Source organism: Methylobacterium sp. E-025 (assembly GCF_022829705.1).
Taxonomy (GTDB): Bacteria; Pseudomonadota; Alphaproteobacteria; order Rhizobiales; family Beijerinckiaceae; genus Methylobacterium.
Genome location: NZ_JAKSYR010000120.1, coordinates 19,734 through 36,145, shown reverse-complemented (window position 1 = coordinate 36,145; position 16,412 = coordinate 19,734). Strand labels below are relative to the sequence as shown.

16 protein-coding genes and 1 tRNA gene are annotated in these 16,412 nt (G+C 71.1%); 10 read left to right on the top strand and 7 right to left on the bottom strand.

Annotated elements, in window-relative coordinates:
* A complete protein-coding gene (locus tag MKK64_RS17925; protein ID WP_147844500.1) occupies positions 1–339 on the bottom strand; it encodes a hypothetical protein in 339 nt (112 codons plus the stop codon).
* Positions 340–661: 322 nt separating this feature from the next.
* Here MKK64_RS17925 and MKK64_RS17920 point away from each other — a divergent pair, with 322 nt between their 5' ends.
* Genes MKK64_RS17920 through MKK64_RS17910 form a run of 3 tightly spaced genes read left to right on the top strand, consistent with a single transcriptional unit; the run spans position 662 to position 3,707 of the window.
* Entirely contained in the window at positions 662–2,557 is a 1,896-nt protein-coding gene (locus tag MKK64_RS17920; protein ID WP_243936229.1) for a PAS domain-containing sensor histidine kinase, read from the top strand.
* Between the two features lie 32 nt (positions 2,558–2,589).
* Positions 2,590–3,309 (top strand): peptidoglycan-binding domain-containing protein, encoded by a 720-nt coding sequence (locus tag MKK64_RS17915; protein WP_243936385.1) that lies wholly within the window; start codon positions 2,590–2,592, stop codon positions 3,307–3,309.
* Positions 3,310–3,365: 56 nt separating this feature from the next.
* Positions 3,366–3,707, top strand: a complete 342-nt coding sequence (locus MKK64_RS17910) for a DUF1491 family protein (protein WP_243936227.1) — start codon at positions 3,366–3,368, stop codon at positions 3,705–3,707.
* 44 nt (positions 3,708–3,751) lie between these two features.
* Here the strand turns inward: MKK64_RS17910 and gltX are convergent, their stop codons facing one another.
* On the bottom strand, positions 3,752–5,095 hold the full coding sequence (gene gltX / locus MKK64_RS17905) for a glutamate--tRNA ligase (RefSeq protein ID WP_243936226.1): 1,344 nt from the start codon (positions 5,093–5,095) through the stop codon (positions 3,752–3,754).
* 173 nt (positions 5,096–5,268) lie between these two features.
* Between gltX and MKK64_RS17900 the strand changes: the two genes are divergently transcribed.
* Both MKK64_RS17900 and MKK64_RS17895 read left to right on the top strand, forming a co-directional pair.
* A complete protein-coding gene (locus tag MKK64_RS17900) occupies positions 5,269–5,586 on the top strand; it encodes a hypothetical protein (RefSeq protein ID WP_243936225.1) in 318 nt (105 codons plus the stop codon).
* A gap of 176 nt (positions 5,587–5,762) precedes the next feature.
* Positions 5,763–5,837: transfer RNA gene (locus MKK64_RS17895), tRNA-Val, on the top strand.
* A gap of 129 nt (positions 5,838–5,966) precedes the next feature.
* Here the strand turns inward: MKK64_RS17895 and MKK64_RS17890 are convergent.
* Positions 5,967–6,878: a neutral zinc metallopeptidase gene (locus MKK64_RS17890; RefSeq protein WP_243936383.1), complete on the bottom strand. Its 912-nt coding sequence runs from the start codon at positions 6,876–6,878 to the stop codon at positions 5,967–5,969.
* 87 nt (positions 6,879–6,965) lie between these two features.
* A complete protein-coding gene (locus MKK64_RS17885; protein WP_243936381.1) occupies positions 6,966–7,862 on the bottom strand; it encodes a uracil-DNA glycosylase family protein in 897 nt (298 codons plus the stop codon).
* Positions 7,863–8,090: 228 nt separating this feature from the next.
* Here MKK64_RS17885 and MKK64_RS17880 point away from each other — a divergent pair, with 228 nt between their 5' ends.
* Positions 8,091–9,764 (top strand): electron transfer flavoprotein-ubiquinone oxidoreductase, encoded by a 1,674-nt coding sequence (locus MKK64_RS17880; protein ID WP_243936224.1) that lies wholly within the window; start codon positions 8,091–8,093, stop codon positions 9,762–9,764.
* Between the two features lie 277 nt (positions 9,765–10,041).
* Complete coding sequence (locus MKK64_RS17875) at positions 10,042–11,910, top strand: tetratricopeptide repeat protein (RefSeq protein ID WP_147841315.1); 1,869 nt, start codon at positions 10,042–10,044, stop codon at positions 11,908–11,910.
* Between the two features lie 432 nt (positions 11,911–12,342).
* Here MKK64_RS17875 and MKK64_RS17870 read toward each other — a convergent pair whose 3' ends face one another.
* Positions 12,343–12,639 carry a nucleotidyltransferase domain-containing protein gene (locus MKK64_RS17870; protein ID WP_243936223.1) on the bottom strand — a complete coding sequence of 99 codons (297 nt, stop codon included), beginning with the start codon at positions 12,637–12,639 and terminating at the stop codon, positions 12,343–12,345.
* A gap of 167 nt (positions 12,640–12,806) precedes the next feature.
* On the opposite strand from MKK64_RS17870, the gene MKK64_RS17865 reads away from it, so the two are divergent.
* A complete protein-coding gene (locus MKK64_RS17865; protein WP_243936222.1) occupies positions 12,807–13,682 on the top strand; it encodes a 4-(cytidine 5'-diphospho)-2-C-methyl-D-erythritol kinase in 876 nt (291 codons plus the stop codon).
* Between the two features lie 59 nt (positions 13,683–13,741).
* On the opposite strand, the gene MKK64_RS17860 is transcribed toward MKK64_RS17865, so the two are convergent.
* A complete protein-coding gene (locus MKK64_RS17860; protein ID WP_243936221.1) occupies positions 13,742–14,764 on the bottom strand; it encodes a polyprenyl synthetase family protein in 1,023 nt (340 codons plus the stop codon).
* A 161-nt stretch (positions 14,765–14,925) separates the two neighbouring features.
* Between MKK64_RS17860 and MKK64_RS17855 the strand changes: the two genes are divergently transcribed.
* Together MKK64_RS17855 and MKK64_RS17850 are read left to right on the top strand one after the other, a co-directional pair.
* A complete protein-coding gene (locus MKK64_RS17855; protein WP_243936219.1) occupies positions 14,926–15,156 on the top strand; it encodes a DUF2007 domain-containing protein in 231 nt (76 codons plus the stop codon).
* A gap of 2 nt (positions 15,157–15,158) precedes the next feature.
* Positions 15,159–15,908, top strand: coding sequence for a tRNA1(Val) (adenine(37)-N6)-methyltransferase (locus MKK64_RS17850; protein WP_243936217.1), 750 nt, complete (start codon positions 15,159–15,161; stop codon positions 15,906–15,908).
* A gap of 73 nt (positions 15,909–15,981) precedes the next feature.
* Here MKK64_RS17850 and MKK64_RS17845 read toward each other — a convergent pair whose 3' ends face one another.
* Entirely contained in the window at positions 15,982–16,236 is a 255-nt protein-coding gene (locus MKK64_RS17845; protein WP_187275371.1) for a hypothetical protein, read from the bottom strand.
* Positions 16,237–16,412 lie beyond the last annotated feature (176 nt).

Sequence of the window (16,412 nt, the reverse complement as noted above, 5' to 3'; positions counted from 1 at the left end):
TCAGCGCCCCTCCGATCCCCGCCACGGAGCCTTGCGATCGGCATCCGCGAGGGTGTCGCGCGAGGCGGCCTGCGGACCGACGTGCCGGCCGAGCTCGGTCATGGCCTCCTGCGCCAGGCGCTGCCGGGACTCCGCCGGCATCGCGCTCCAGGCGGCCGTGGCGGACCCGACCGTGGCGAGCAACGTCGATCCCGTCGCGGGCGCCGGGAACGCCGCGTCGCGCGGACCGGCCATCTCGGGTGCGGACGGAACGCTCGCGCGTGTCCCCGGCTGGTCGCGGGTGGCCGCGAGGTACGACAACGCGCCGATCACCAGGGCGGCTCGCAGCAGGAACGACATGGACGGTGATCCGGGAAGCGTGCGGGTCGAAGACGCCCGGGGGTGGGGCCGTTTTCCTGAATCCAACGTCAACCGATCGCCTAAAAGGCATTCGATGGTGAACGAGCCCCGACGGGGACACCCTGCGCGTAGTCACGGTTACGTTGTGGAAAGCATCCCGGCCATCGCGGGCCGACGCGCAACACTCGTTTAAGCCGGGTCTGCGAGGGTCGGGATCTAGTCGTTCGTCACCGAACCGGGGGGCGCGAAGGCCGAGTATTGCCAGGCATGCCGCGTTGTTGGCCGTCCTGGTCTTGGGTCTTGTGCGTTGCGCGTATCTGTCTTGCGTATTCAACACCGGCTGCCCGCGCTGCTCGACGCCCGCCTCGCGAGCTTCGTGCATGAATCGGCGATCGAGGATGCCAGCGTGCGCTTCCGCCACGAGCGCTTCCTCGTGTCGCGCCTCGCCACCGGCGCGGTGATGATGGCCGGCCTGCCGCCCTACCTACTGTGGCGCGGCGTGCCGTCGGGCATCGAGGTCCTGGCGATCGCCAGCCTGTTCCTGCCCGTGCTCGCCGCCGTCCTGCTCTCGCGCACCGGCTCGCTGTGGATCGCGCACGCCGTCTCGTCGGCCGGCCTCACCGGCCTCGTCGTGTGCCTCGCCAGCCTCACCGGCGGCGTGCAGTCGGCCGCCGCGATCTGGCTCGTGGCGATCCCGCTCGAGGCGGTGGTCTCCGGCTCGAAGCGCGCCACCGTCGCGGCGTCGCTGCTCGCGATGGTCGGCGTCCTCTGCGTGGCGTTCACCGGATCGTGGATCATCACGAGCCCGACCATGGCGCTGTCGGCCTCCGTCGCGATGCCGGTCTTCGCCATCACCGCGATCGGCCACGTCGCCGCGCAGGTGCTGGAGCAGATGCGCAACGAGGGCCAGTGGCGCAAGCGCATGCGGGACAACGAGGCCCGCGACCGGATGCTGCTCGCGGCCATCGACGACCTCGTGACCTGGCACGACGTCAACGGCCGGGTGATCGAGGCGTCGGCCTCGGCCGAGACGCTCGTCGGCACCGATGCGATGCGCCTGCGCGGCCACGGCCTGCTCGAGCGGGTGCACGTGGCCGACCGCCCCGCCTTCCTCCAGGCGATCAGCGATGTCGCGGCTCTCGGCAAGCCGGCGACGGTGCAGCTGCGCCTCAACGTCGACCCGACCGCCCGACGCCAGGACGGCGCGCGGCTGATCCATGTCGAGATGCGCGCCCACCGGATCGCGCAGTCGCCGTCGGGCCCGGTCGGCGTCGTCGCGGTGACCCGCGACGTGACCGAGCATCGCCGCCACGCCGAGGAACTTGAGCGCGCCCGCGCCGAGGCGGAGCGCGCCGACGAGGTCAAGAGCCGGTTCCTGGCCAACGTCACCCACGAGCTGCGCACGCCCCTGAACGCCATCATCGGCTTCTCCGAGGTCCTGGCCGGCGAAGGCGCGGTCGTGCTCGCACCGGAGCGGGCGCGGGAATATGCCGGCATCATCGGCGCCTCGGGCCAGCACCTGCTCAGCGTCGTCAACACGCTGCTCGACATGAGCCGGATCCAGAGCGGCAACTTCGACTACGCGCCCGAGCTGGTCGACGCGGCGGCGCTGACGCGCAGCTGCTGCGACCTGATGAAGCTCAAGGCCGATGCGGTCGGCGTCGTGCTCGCGCAGGTCGCCGAGCCCGGCCCGATCGAGATCACCGCCGATTCGCGCGCCTGCCGTCAGGTGCTGATCAACCTGATCTCGAACGCGGTGAAGTTCACGCCGGCCGGCGGCCGCGTCGAGGTGGCGCTGCGCCGGACCGCGGCCGGCCTCGACCTGATCGTGTCGGATACCGGCATCGGCATCCGCGAGGCCGACCTGCCGCGACTCGGAACGCCGTTCTTCCAGGCCGGCTCCGGCGGCTACAAGCGCACCCACGAGGGCACCGGCCTCGGCCTCTCGGTGGTGCAGGGCCTCGTCGGCCTGCACGGCGGCACGATCGCGATCGAGAGCGCGCCGGATGCCGGGACCACGGTCACCGTCAGCCTGCCGAGGGCCTGCCGGTCGGCCGAGAGCCCGGTCGGCACCGCGCCGCTCACCGCCCGGGTTCGCCCGGCCGGCAGGGCTTCGGCCAACGGCGCCGTGGTGCGGCTGCCGCTCGGCCTGTTCGACACCGGGCCGACGGTGGTGCGGGAGATCGACGATCCCGCGCGCCTGCGCCGCGTCGGCTGATCGAAACGCAACGGGGAGACAGAATGTCCGAGATGCGCGACCATCGCGAGATCACCGTCGCCGGAGACGCCCGCAGCGCCCGCCCGGCCAAGGCCCCCCGCCGCCCGGCGCAGCGCCGGCCCGCCGCCGACGTGTCGGAATGGCGGATGATGCTCGGCGCCGTCGCCAGCGGGACGTTCCGGATGTGCCGGCGCAATCCCGGCGCGCTGTTCGGCGGCGTGGTCGCGTTCGGCGCGGTGGTGGTCGTCTCGATGAACGCCCTCGGCTACCAGAACGGGCGCCACCCGGCCCCGATCCTGCCGAAGATCGCGATCCGCCAAGATGCGATGAGCAAGGATGCGGCGAGCAAGGATGCCGCGAGAAAGGACCCCGCCGCGAGGTCGGTACCTGAGAAGGTCGCCGATGCCGACCGGCCGGCCGAGACGGCGCGCACGCCTCTCAAGGCAGCAGAGGCCGCTAGGCCCGCCGCCCGCGATCCGATCGCCGACCTGATCCGATCCGACGAGACGACCGCTTCGGTGACGCCCAAGAGTGCCGTCGCGCCGCCCAAGCCGCAGCCGGCGGTGATGCAGGCGCAGAAGGCCTTGTCGAAGCTCGGCTACGGCCCGCTCAAGGCCGACGGGCTGATGGGAGCGACCACCCGCGCGGCGATCGAGAAGTTCGAGCGCGACCGCAAGCTGCCGGTGAAGGGCGAGGCCGCCGGCCGCACGCTGCGCGAGCTCGCCGCCCGCGCGGCCCTGCCCCCGGCCTGATTGCATCGCGGTCCGGCGCGGCGCATGCCCGGCGCGCATCCGCACCGGGAGGGTCCATGCCGCGCCTGCGCTCCGATTTCTGGGTTTCGGCCCATCTGCGGCGACTGGCCGTCGAGGGGATCTCCGCGGTGCAGCGCCGCCGGGGCGCGGCGGAGGCCGGCGCGATCTTCGTCAAGGTCGATCGCCTCGACGGCCGCGCCGACCTCTACGGACCGGCGCCGCAAGCGCTGTTCGAGGACGAGGATACCGGCGGGCGTCGCTTCGTGGCGATGGTCTGGGAGGGCATCCCGCTCGATGCGGAGGAGCGCCTGACCAAGGAGATCCGGTTCGATTCCGACCTGTGGATCATCGAGATCGACGATCGCGAGGGCCGCCATCTCCTCGATCTCGCCGAGTAGAGCCGGCCGACGTTTTTTCCAGGATCCGCCCGGGAGGCGGCGTCTCAGGCGGTCTCTCCGGCGAGCCGTCGCCCGGTGCGGTCCCAGCCGATCAGCGGCAGCAGGCCCGCGAGGTCCGGCCCGTGCTCCAGCCCCGTGAGCGCCAGGCGCAGCGGCATGAACAGCGCCTTGCCCTTGGCGCCGGTCCGCTCGCGGATCGTCGTCGTCCAGGCCTTCCAGGTTTCGGGTCCGTAGGGTTCGGGCGGGAGGGTGTCGAGGGCCGCCGCCGTCACGGCGGCGTCTGCGATCACCGGTGTCACCGGCCCGGCCACCACCCCCCACCAGTCCCGGACCTCGTCGATCCTGTGCAGGTTGGCCCGCACCGCGAGCCACAGCGGCTCGGCGGCCGCGGCCGGGATGCCGAGCGCGTCCAGGCGCTCGGCGGCGTCGGCGAAGGGCATCGCGTGCAGGATGCGGGCGTTGAGCCCGTCGAGCTCGTGCGGGTCGAACTTGGCCGGCGCCCGCGAGATGTGGGCGAGGTCGACGAGGCCGGCGAGCTCGTCCAGCGTCGCGACGGCGCGGACCGCCTCCGCCGATCCGGTCAGCACGGCGAGCGAGCGGACGGCGGCCGGCTCGTAGCCCGCCTCGCGCAAGGACCGCAGCGAGAGGTGGCCGAGGCGCTTGGAAAGCCCCTCCCCGTCCGCCGTGGTCAGCAGGTTGTGGTGGCCGAAGATCGGCAGCGTCGCCGCCAGCGCCTCGAAGATCTGCACCTGAACGCCGGTGTTGGTGACGTGGTCTTCGCCGCGGATCACGTGGGTGACGCCGAGGTCGGCGTCGTCGACCACCGAGGGCAGCGTGTAGAGGTAGCTGCCGTCGGCCCGCACCAGCACCGGGTCCGAGAGCGAGGCGCAGTCGACATGGGCCTCGCCGCGGACGAGGTCGTCCCAGGCGACGACGCGCGGTTCGAGCTTGAAGCGCCAATGCGGGATGCGGCCCTCGGCCTCCATCGCCGCCCGCTCGTTGGCGGTGAGGGCGAGCGCGGCGCGGTCGTAGATCGGCGGCAAGCCGCGGCCGAGCTGGCGCTTGCGCCGCCGCTCCAGCTCCTCCGACGTCTCGTAGCAGGGATAGAGCCGGCCGAGCGCCTTCAACCTGTCGGCGGCCGCGTCGTAGATCGCGGTCCGGTCGGATTGGCGGGCGCGTAGATCCGGCACGATGCCGAGCCAGGCGAGGTCGGTCTCGATCGCCTCGGCGAAGGCCTCGGTCGAGCGTTCGCGGTCGGTGTCGTCCAGCCGGAGCAGGAAGCGGCCGCCGCGCGCGCGGGCGAACAGCGCGTTCAGCAGCGCCGGGCGCGCATTGCCGATGTGGAGGAAGCCGGTCGGAGACGGCGCGAAGCGGACGAGAGCAGCCATGCTGGGCTCATAACCCCCAATCGACCTGCTCGGCCACAGCCCGTCGGACGGAGGGAGCCGCACGCCCCGCGAGGACCGACGGAAACGCGCGCCGGGTTTCGCGGTTGAAGACCTGTGTCGTTCGACCGGCTGCGCGCAGCGCGGCGTCCACTATCCAGGGAGATCACCCTCCGATGCGATCGATTCTCCTCGCCACCGTCGTCGCCGCGGCGACGCCGGCCTTCGCCCAGAGCAACGCACCGGCACCGATCCGCCAGCCGAACCCGCCTCAGCAGGTCGCGCCGGGCACGCCGGGCACGCCGCCGGGCACCGTGGCGGTTCCGGGAGGCGCCACCAACAGCGGCTCCGGGGCCGGCGCCGTGGTCGCGCCGACCGGCACCGGCGCGGCGACGGTCACGACGGATTCCGCGGCGGGCGGCAACGCCGACCAGCCCGAGCGCGGCGTTCCCCAGATGGGCCGCGGCGGCGGCGGCAACGCCGGCGGCCAATAGGGCCCGGGGCGGTTTTCCGATCGGAGCCGGCGCGGCCGTCGACATTGGTGGGCGGTCGCGCCGGTTCTGCAGCTTGACGCCGCCGCCTACCCCGCCCTAGAAGGCCCTCGTCCCGGGATCGAAGGCGCCAGCGCCGGTCGCCCCGGTCGCGGCGACGGCGTGTCGCCGCGCGGTACGGACGGTTAGCACAGCGGTAGTGCGTTCCCTTCACACGGGAAAGGTCGCAGGTTCGATCCCTGCACCGTCCACCATTCTCTCCCGCATCGCCGTCACGGCATCGTTCGACGCGCGGCGAGCGCTCGTGCGTGCCAGCCCGAGCGCTCGAAATCGCCGTGAGCCGCATCGCTCCCCCCGCAGAGGAGGGAGCAAGCTAGCCAGGATCAGTTGTTCGCGGTCCGGAACGTGTCGCAGGACTTCGTCTGGCCGCTCTTGTAGCCGTTCATGAACCAGCGCTGGCGCTGCTCGGACGAGCCGTGGGTGAACGAATCCGGCACGGCGTAGCCTTGGCTCTGCTTCTGCAGCTTGTCGTCGCCGATCGCGCTCGCCGCGTTCATCGCCTCGTCGATGTCGCCCTGCTCGAGCGTGTTGTACTTGTCGTTGGAGTTCTTCGCCCAGACGCCGGCAAGGCAGTCGGCCATCAGCTCGATCCGCACGGAGAGCGCGTTGGCGTCTCGCTTCGAGGACGCCTGCTGCTGCCGGGCCTGAACCTTGCCGAGAATGCCGAGGACGTCCTGCACGTGGTGGCCGACCTCGTGAGCGATGACGTAGGCGTAGGCGAAGTCGCCCTTCACGCCGAACTTCTGCTCCATCTCCTTGAAGAAGCCCGTGTCGAGATAGACCTTCTTGTCGAGCGGGCAGTAGAACGGGCCCATCGCGGCCTGGGCCGAGCCGCAGCCGCTGCGGGTGCCGCCGGTGTAGAGCACCATCGTCGTCGGGGTGTACTGCTTGCCGGTCTGGTTCGGCAGGATCTGGCTCCATACGTCCTCGGTGTTGCCGAGGATCTTGGAGGCGAAGCGGCCGCTGTCGTCGGTCGGCGCGGTCTTGCGGCGCGTCTGGGTCTGCGGATCGGCCGGTTCCTCGCGCTGGCTGCCGCCGCCACGGGTGATCTGCTCGGCGCCCCCCATCAGGATCGCCGGGTTGATGCCCGTGACCCAGCTGATGATCAGGATGACGACGATCGCGCCGATGCCGAGGCCGCCGGCGCCGCCGCCCGGGAAGCCCATCCCGCCACCGCCGCCCTCGCCGCGACGATCCTCGACGTTGTCCGAACTCCGAAAATCGTCCCAGCGCATGGTCTCGACCGCCACTCGTTCTCACGACGCCGTTATCGCGAGTCGCAGGGTAATGACACAGGCCGAAGGACGGTTCCGCCGGAACGGTCAAGCTTTTCCGTCGAGCGCGGTGCGCAAAAGCCGGAAATCGCGCCAGGCGAGCCGCTTCTGCATCGGCTGCCGCAGCAGGTAGGCCGGGTGCAGGGTGGCGAGGGCCCGCACGGTGCGGTGAGGCATCGCGTAGGGATAGAACCGCCCGCGCGCCTTCAGGATGCCGTCCTTGGTGCCGGTGATCGCCTTCGTCGCCGGGCTGCCGAGGCAGACGATGATGTCGGGGTCGGCCAGCTCGATCTGGCGCTCCAGGAACGGCCGGCACACGGCCAGTTCCTGGATCGTCGGCTCGCGGTTGCCCGGCGGACGCCACGGCACCACGTTGGCGACGTAGGCCTTGGTCCGGTCGAGGCCGATCGCCGCCATCATCCGGTCGAGCAGCTGGCCCGAGCGGCCCATGAACGGCTTGCCGATGCGGTCCTCGTCGGCGCCGGGCGCCTCGCCGATGAACATCAGCTTCGCGGCCGGATTGCCGTCGGCGAAGACGAGGTTCTTCGCGGTGAACTTCAGCGGGCAGGCGTCGAAGGTCGCCATCAACGCCTCGAGCTCCTCGAGCGTCCCGACATCCTTCGCCCGTGCCCGCGCATCGATCGCCGCATCCTCGGGCTTCGCCGATGCCGACTGCCCGTAGGTACGCGGCGGAGCCTTCTCGGGCGCCGGCGGCGGATCGCCCCGCGGCGGCAGCTCGCGGCGCGGCGCTTCCGGCTGTTCCAGGCGCGGCGCGTCCACCTGCGCCTCGCGCACGGGCGCGCTGCGGCGCAGGGTCGGCGCCGGGGTGTCGGCTTCCCGGAAGCGATCGTGCGGCGCCTCGTCGAGGGCGAGGTCGACGCCGCTCTCCACATGGAAATCGAGGTACGCGATCAGGTCGCGCTGTGCGTCCGCCGACAAGGTCATGAGCATCATGTGGGGCTTCGCACGCCTGTGGACAACGCGGCATTCCGGTCGGCGTCAGGCTGGGACGCTGCGCAACTTGGCCGCTCCCGCGCCCGATCCCCTGCCAGCAGCGGCTTGCCAACCTACATTGGAACGGGTTCAGAACGACGGCAACGGCGCATCGAACGGTCGGACGGCGGAGACGCACGGTCCGCGCGCACGAACGAGACACGGCAGGAGACGACAGGCATGGCGCATCCCGAACGCGAGGGCATGGATTTCGACGTGGTCGTCGTCGGCGCGGGGCCGGCCGGGCTCGCCGCCGCCATCCGCCTGAAGCAGCACGCGCTCGAAAGCGGCAACGAGGTCAACGTGGTCGTCGTGGAGAAGGGCTCCGAGGTCGGCGCCCACATCCTGTCGGGCGCCGTGATCGACCCGTCGGGCCTCGACGTCCTCGTGCCGGACTGGCGCGACGATCCCGAGCGGCCGCTGAAGACCGCGGTGGAGCGCGACGAGTTCCTGTTCCTGACCAAGAACAGCGGCGTCACCCTGCCGAACCTGTTCTTCCCCAAGTTCATGTCGAACCACGGCAACTTCGTCGGCTCGCTCTCGAACGTGACCAAGTACCTCGGCGCGAAGGCCGAGGCGCTCGGCGTCGAGATCTATCCCGGCTTCCCGGCCTCCGAGGTGCTCTATGACGACCGGGGCGTCGTCGTCGGCGTCGCCACCGGCGACCTCGGCATCGCCAAGTCGGGCGAGCCGCGCGACGACTACACCCGCGGCATGGAGCTGCGCGGCAAGTATGTGATCTTCGGCGAGGGGGCGCGCGGCTCGCTGACCAAGACGGTGATCGACCGGTTCCAGCTCAACCGGCACAGCGACCACCAGAAGTACGGGCTCGGCGTGAAGGAGCTGTGGCAGCTCGCGCCCGGCAAGTTCGAGCCGGGCCTGGTGCGGCACTCGATGGGCTGGCCGCTGCCGAACAAGGCCGGCGGCGGCTCGTGGCTCTACCACTTCGACGACCACCTGCTTTCGGTCGGCTTCGTCACGCACCTGAACTACGAGAACCCGACCCTGTCGCCGTTCGAGGAGTTCCAGCGCTTCAAGACCCACCCGATGATCCGCGAGGTGTTCGAGGGCGCCAAGCGCATCGGCTACGGCGCCCGCGCGATCATGGAAGGCGGATGGCAATCGGTGCCGAAGCTCGTCTTCCCCGGCGGTTGCCTCGTCGGCGATTCCGCCGGCTTCGTGAACGTGCCGCGCATCAAGGGCTCGCACAACGCGGTGCTCTCCGGGATGCAGGCGGCCGACGCCATCGCCGCCGCGCTGAAGGCCGGGCGCCAGGGCGACGAGCTCACCGCCTACGATGCCGGCTGGCGCGACAGCGCGATCGGCACCGACCTCAAGGCGGTCCGCAACGTCAAGCCGCTGTGGTCGCGCTACGGCACGCTCGCGGGCGTGGGCTTGGGCGGCCTCGACATGTGGTCCAACACCCTGCTGAACGCCTCGATCTTCGGCACGCTGAAGCACGGCAAGCCCGACTACGCCTGCACCAAGCCGATCTCCGAGGTGACGCCGATCGTCTACCCGAAGCCCGACGGCAAGCTCACCTTCGACCGGCTGTCCTCGGTCTACCTCTCGAACACCAACCACGAGGAGGACCAGCCGGCCCACCTTCAGGTCAAGGACATGGGCCTGCAGAAGACCTCCGAGCACGACGTGTTCGGCGGGCCCTCCGCGCGCTACTGCCCGGCGGGCGTCTACGAGTGGGTCGAGGATGCGGCCGCCGGCGACGGCGTGCGCTACCAGATCAACGCGCAGAACTGCGTCCACTGCAAGACCTGCGATATCAAGGACCCCAACCAGAACATCAACTGGGTGACGCCGGAGGGGCCTGGCGGGCCGAACTACCCCAACATGTGATCGGATCGATCCGCCTCGTCCGCTCCGCGCGATCCACGTCGCGGGGAGCGGATCCATCCCGCGAACCCGCTTCGCGGGAACCGGACGCGCGAGCCGAAAGGGTCGTCCGTCGGGGCCTGGAACGATCGAATCGCGGCGGGTCCAGCGGCGTCCGGCGGTCGGGCCCGCGCCATCCTTTCGCCTTGCGGGCATGGCGGGAAGAGTCCAGTGTCCCCGCCGAATTCGGCGCCGCCTGGCCGCGATGGGCAGGCGCCCGCAGGAGCCGTGAACGGTGCCCATGACCGATGTCCGTCCCCGCCGCACCCGCACGGTGCTCGCCCTGACGCTCGCCGCGAGCGTGTCGCTCGGCGGGCAAGCGTTCGCGATGCAGCCGCGCGAATCCAGCCCGATGTCGGAGTACGAGCCGGCGGAGTCGCTCGAGGGCAACTTCCTCTCGGCCTACATCGCCGGGGCCTCCCGCGACACCGCGGCGGCGGCGAGCTTCTACCGCGAGGCGGTGAAGGCCGACCCGCGCAACACCGATCTGCTGGAGCGGGCCTTCGTCTCGCTGCTCGCCGACGGCGCCCTGCCCGACGCGTTCCGCGCGGCCGAACGCCTCGTCAACCGCGACTCGACCAACGGGCTGGCGCAGCTGTCGCTCGGCGTGCGCCAGATCAAGGCCGGCCAGTGGGCCGCCGCCCGCCAGAACTTTTCGCGCAGCGGACGCGGGGCTGCCGCCGACCTCACCGCGACACTCCTCACCGCTTGGGCCTATGCGGGTGCCGGCGACGGCAAGCGCGCGCTCGAGACCGTGAGCAAGCTCAAGGGCGAGCGCTATTACAACACCTTCCGCGATTATCATGCCGGCCTGATCGCCAGCGTCACCGGCGACCAGGCCGAGGCCGAGCGCCGCCTCAAGGCGGCCTACGACGCCGACAAGAACACCCTGCGCATCGTCGACGCCTACGCGCGGTTCGAGGCCAATGCCGGCCGTACCGACCTCGCGATCCAGGCCTATACCGACTTCGACGCGCTGATGCCGCGCCACCCGATCGTGCGCGACGCCCTCGACAAGCTGAAGGCCGGCAAGCCGCTCGCCCGCCTCGTCACCACAGCGCAGGAAGGCGCCGGCGAGGTCCTGTACGGGCTCGGCTCGGCCGGATCGACGCAGGGCGACGAGCTGCCGGCGGTGGTCTACCTCCGGCTCGCCCTCTACCTCGCCCCCGAGCATGCGCTGGCGCGCCTGACGCTCGCCGACACCCTCGACCGGATGAAGCAGCCGGAGAAGGCGAACGAGGCCTACGCCCAGATCCCGGCGACCTCGCCGCTGAAGCTCAACGCCGACATCCAGATCGGCCTCAACCTCGAGCAGGCCGGCAAGGGCGATGAGGCGCTGCAGTACCTCGACGCCGCGATGAAGGCGCATCCCGACGACATCGACGTCATCACCGCGCTCGGCAACGTGCAGCGCTCGCGCAAGAAGTACGAGGAGGCGGCCGAGACCTACAGCCGCGCGATCGCGCTCATCGGCGACCGGCCGCAGGCGAACTTCTGGACGACCTACTATTTCCGCGGCACCGCCTACGAGCGCGCCAAGCAATGGCCGAAGGCCGAGGCCGACCTGAAGAAGGCCCTGGAGCTCGTGCCGGCGAGCCAGCCGGCGGCGAAGGCGCAGGTGCTGAACTATCTCGGCTATTCCTGGGTCGACCAGAAGATCAACATCGACGACGCCTTCAAGCTGCTCAAGCAGGCGGCCGACGCCAGCCCGCGCGACGGCATGATCGTCGACAGCCTCGGCTGGGCCTATTTCCGCCTCGGGCGCTGGGACGACGCGGTGCGCGAGCTCGAGAAGGCCGTGGAGCTGAAGCCGGGCGACCCGACCATCAACGACCACCTCGGCGACGCCTACTGGCGCTCCGGCCGGCGCCTCGAAGGCAAGTTCCAGTGGCAGCACGCCAAGGACCTGAACCCCGAGCCCGACGACCTCGTGCAGATCAACGAGAAGCTGAAGAACGGCCTGCCCGATACCGACAAGCCGACCGCCACGGCGGAGAACCCGCCGGCTCCGGTGGCCGCGCCGCACAACGCCGAGAACCCGGAACTGCCGAAGGGCGCCCCGGCCCCGAGCGAGGCGCCGGGCTCGGCCGACAAGAAGAGCGGCGGCTGAAGCAGGCTTATCGACGCGGGACCGGGTTCGACGCGGTCCCGCCGACTTCGGCTTCGACCGCGAAATGCTTTTCGAGGGATACGATCAGCCCATCGATCGCTGCCAGTGCGTCCTCGACGCGGTCGGATGACGGGGTCGCCGGAACACGCCCTGTCGGTGTCCCGTAGCGATAGCTGGTCGCGTAGGCTTCCAGGAACGTGATCGCTGCGAGCGCCCGGCGATCCGGGTTTTCCTCCGGGATCTTCTCGAACGATGGTATCGAGCTGGTGGGCGTCCTTCCGCTCGATGTGGATGCCCTCGGCCGTGGCGACGGCTGTGATCAGGTGTTCGGCGGCCTGCGACGCCAAGTAGGCAGCGTTCCGCGACTCGGCCTTCAGCAGGATGCGAGCATCCTTCGCACAATCGCGGGCAAGCTCGAGGCAGGTCGCGATCCTACGCCCCTTGGACATCGAGTCTCTGGCCTTCGCGGGCGAGGGCATAGCTCAGCGTATTCGGGACGCCCCAGCTTTCGGCCAGCTCGCTTTCGCGGGCGGCCAGGATCGTGGCGGAGATGCCGGCTTCGCGGCCGATCGACCACCCGATGATGGGATCGAGCGCATCGTCGGAAACATCGTCCGGCACCGCGACGACGAGGTCCCAATCGCTGTCGGCACGATGATCGCCGCGGGCCCTGCTCCCGAACAGCCAGATCGCCCGCGGTCGCATGCGGGTGCGGATCGCCGCGATCAACGTGGCGAGGTCGTCCGGCAGCGGATCGGCGTAGTTGGATCGGGACACCGTGCGATCCTAGGCCGGCCTTGGCGGGCCGACAATGCCGGGCGTACGCCTGCGGGTTGCCGCGCTGGCGCCCGCCTCGTATGGCCTGCCGCTCCAAGTCATCGCCCCGACGAGAGCCCGTGCCCCTGCTCACCACCCGCGCCCCGGCGAAGATCAACCTGACCCTGCACGTGCTCGGGCGTCGCCCCGGCGACGGCTATCACGTGCTGGAAAGCCTCGTGGCGTTCGCCGGCGTCGGCGATGCGCTGACGCTCGATCCCGGCCCGGAGCTGTCGCTCTCTGTGAGCGGCCCCACCGCGGGACCGGCCGGCCCGACCGGCGACAACCTCGTCGTGCGGGCGGCCCGGCACCTCGCGGAGGCGATGCCGGATCTCAAGCTCGGCGCGTTCGATCTCGTCAAGCGCCTGCCGGTGGCGGCGGGGATCGGCGGAGGGTCGTCGGATGCGGCCGCGGCGCTGCGCCTGCTCGCGGAGCTGAACGGCCTGCCCCTCGACCATCCGGCGGTGGTCGCCGCCGCGCGGGCCACCGGGGCCGACGTGCCGGTCTGCCTTGATCCGCGGGCCCGCATGATGCGCGGCGCCGGCGAAGAGATCGGCCCGGCGCTCGGGATGCAGCCGTTCCCGGCGGTGCTGATCAACCCCGGCGTGCCGGTGCCGACGGCACCGGTGTTCAAGGCGCTCGGCCTCCGGGTCGGCGATGCCTTGAACGGCGTGCCCCATCCCGAGATCGGCCCGGGATCCGGGGTCGAGGCTCTGGTCGCGGCGATCGGGCCGGCGCGCAACGACCTCGAAGCCCCGGCGCTCACCGTGGCGCCGGCGATCGGCACCGCGCTCGCGGCGCTCCGCACCCAGGCGGGCTGCCGGCTCGCGCGGATGTCGGGTTCGGGCGCGACGGTGTTCGCGGTCTTCGCCGATCGTCATTCGGCGTCGCGGGCCGCGCGCGCCATCGGTTCGACGCAGCCGACGTGGTGGACGGTCGCGACCTACCTGCGCTGACGGACGGGCGGAAGCGTCGAGAGGATCTGTGAAGTGGTTCGAGGGCCGCCGCGTGCGGATCAGTGGACGCGCGAAACGCAGAAATCCACGACCTGCAGCAGCGCCGACTTCATCGGGCTTTCGGGGAAGGGATCGAGCGCATCCCGTGCCAGCGTACCGTAGTCGCGCGCGCGGGCGACCGTCTCCTCGAGGGCGTGGTGCCGCCGCAGGATCGCGTGCGCGGTCTCGAAATCGCCGTCTTCCAGCGCACCCTGCTCCAGAGTCCGGCGCCAGAAGGCGCGCTCCTCCTCGGTGCCGCGGCGGACGGCGAGCACGATCGGCAGGGTGATCTTGCCTTCGCGAAAATCGTCGCCGACGTTCTTGCCGAGCGCTGCGCTGGTGCCGCCGTAGTCGAGCACGTCGTCGATGAGCTGAAAGGCGATGCCGAGGTTCATGCCGTAGGCGCGGCAGGCCTCCTGCTCGGCGACCGGGCGCCCGGCGAGGACCGGACCGACCTCGCAGGCGGCGGCGAACAGCTCCGCGGTCTTGGCACGGATCACCGCGAGGTACGCGTCCTCCGAGGTGCCGGTGTTCTTGGCGGCGGTGAGCTGCATGACCTCGCCCTCGGCGATCACCGTCGCGGCGGCCGAGAGGATGTCGAGGGCGCGCAGGGAGCCGACCTCGACCATCATCCGGAACGCTTGCCCAAGCAGGAAGTCGCCGACGAGCACGCTCGCCTCGTTGCCCCACTTGATCCGTGCCGCGACCCGGCCGCGGCGCATGTCGCTGCCGTCCACCACGTCGTCGTGCAGCAGGGTCGCGGTGTGCATGAACTCGACGCTGGCGGCGAGCTTCACGTCCCCGTCGTGGCCGGAATAGCCGCAGAGGTCGGCGCTCGCCAGGGTGAGGATCGGGCGCAGGCGCTTGCCGCCGGAATCGATCAGGTGGTTGGCGACCTCGGGGATCATCGCCACGTCGGAACCGGTGCGCGACAGGATCTGGGCGTTCACCCGCTCCATGCCGCCCGACACCAGGGCCACGAGGTCGGCGAGGCTCGCTTCCGCGTCGGGGCGGCCTTCTTCGATGGAAACGACGACACCCAAGGTCCGATGCCTCCAGACCGATTTCGACTGCAGCGCGCGATGCGCCACCCCTTCGCATGCGCTTGAGGGCACCGCAACATGCGTCCGCGAAACCGGATATGGTGCCGGCGCACGCCAGCGCGCACGCGACGAAAGCGCCCTCCACCGCGAACAGGGTTGTGATGACCGAGCTGATCCGCACCAACGACATCGTCCTGATCGGCTTCGCGCAATCGCGACTCGAAGGCGCCGACATTCCGGTGCTCGTTGCCGACAACCACATGAGCCTGATGGAGGGCTCGATCGGCGCCTTCGCCCGGCGCCTGCTGGTGCCCGGCGATCATGCCGCGCAGGCGCGCCGGCTCCTGCGCGACGCCGGGCTCGCGCACGAGCTTCGCGATGCGAAGCCCTGATCATGGCCGAGGTGCCGGACGACTTTCTCGGCGGAACCCTGCGCCTGCTGCAGCCGCCGCGCGGCAGCCATCGAGCCGGAACCGACGCGGTCCTGCTGGCGCGGTGGATCGAGCCGAGGCCGGGCGACGTCGTCTGCGACGTCGGGGCCGGGACGGGAGCGGTCGGGCTCGCCGTCGGCATCCGCGCACCCGGCAGCCGCATCGTGCTGGTCGAGCGCGCGCCCGAGATCGCCGCGCTGGCGCGCCGGAACGCCGAGCTGAACGCGATGGCCGACCGGGTGACGGTGGTCGAGGCCGACGTGCTCGCCTCCGGTGCCGATCGCCGCAGCGCCGGCCTCGCAACCGGTTGCGCCGACATCGTGCTCACCAACCCGCCGTTCTTCGAGGCGGGACGTCACCGCCCGTCGCCGGACGCGGGCAAGGCCGCCGCCCACGACTTCCCTGTGGGCGGGTTGGAGCGCTGGATCCGGACCTGCACCGACCTGCTTCGACCGGACGGTCGGCTCGGGTTGATCCACCGGGCCGACGCCCTGCAGCTTTGCCTCGAAGCCCTGCGCAACCGGTTCGGCGGCGTCGCGATCCGTCCGGTCCACGCCCGCGCCGAGCGTCCGGCGATCCGCATCCTCGTCCGCGCGACCAAGGGAAGCCGTGGCGCGCTCGAATTGCATCCGCCGCTCGTCCTGCAGGGGGCGGACGGCGGCTTCACCGCCGAGGCGGACGCCCTGCACCGTGGCCGGCCCTGGCCGGCGTGAAGGTGCATGCGGCGCAAATCATCCGCGACGCATGAAAAGAGGGGGGCGTCCCGGACGCCCCCCTCGCAAAACCTCAGTAGAACCGCAGCCGGCGATGATGACCGTGATGGTGGTGGTGATGATGCCGGCGCCAGTGATGGTGACGGTGCCAGCGGTGATGCCGGTGCCAGCGATGGTGGCGGTGCCAATGGCGGCGGCCGTGCCAGCGGGCATTCTGCACCAGCGGCGCGGCATCGTTCTGCGCGGCGGTGATCGGCACCGTCATCGGGGCGGCCTTCGCCGAGAGGCTCAGGCCCGTCGCGCCGCCGAGCAGCGCGAGCACGACCATCAGAAATCTCCAGGATCGCATCGAGACGTCCTCTCCTTGCCTGTGGGACGGGCGAGGGGTCGGGCCCCGCCCGGGCGGAGAACGCTCCGCCGCGCCGGAAACGGCGGCCGGCGCGATTCGGTTCGATCGGCAGGCCGCGAAACGACGCGCCCTGCTCCGCAAGCCTTGCCGCGGGG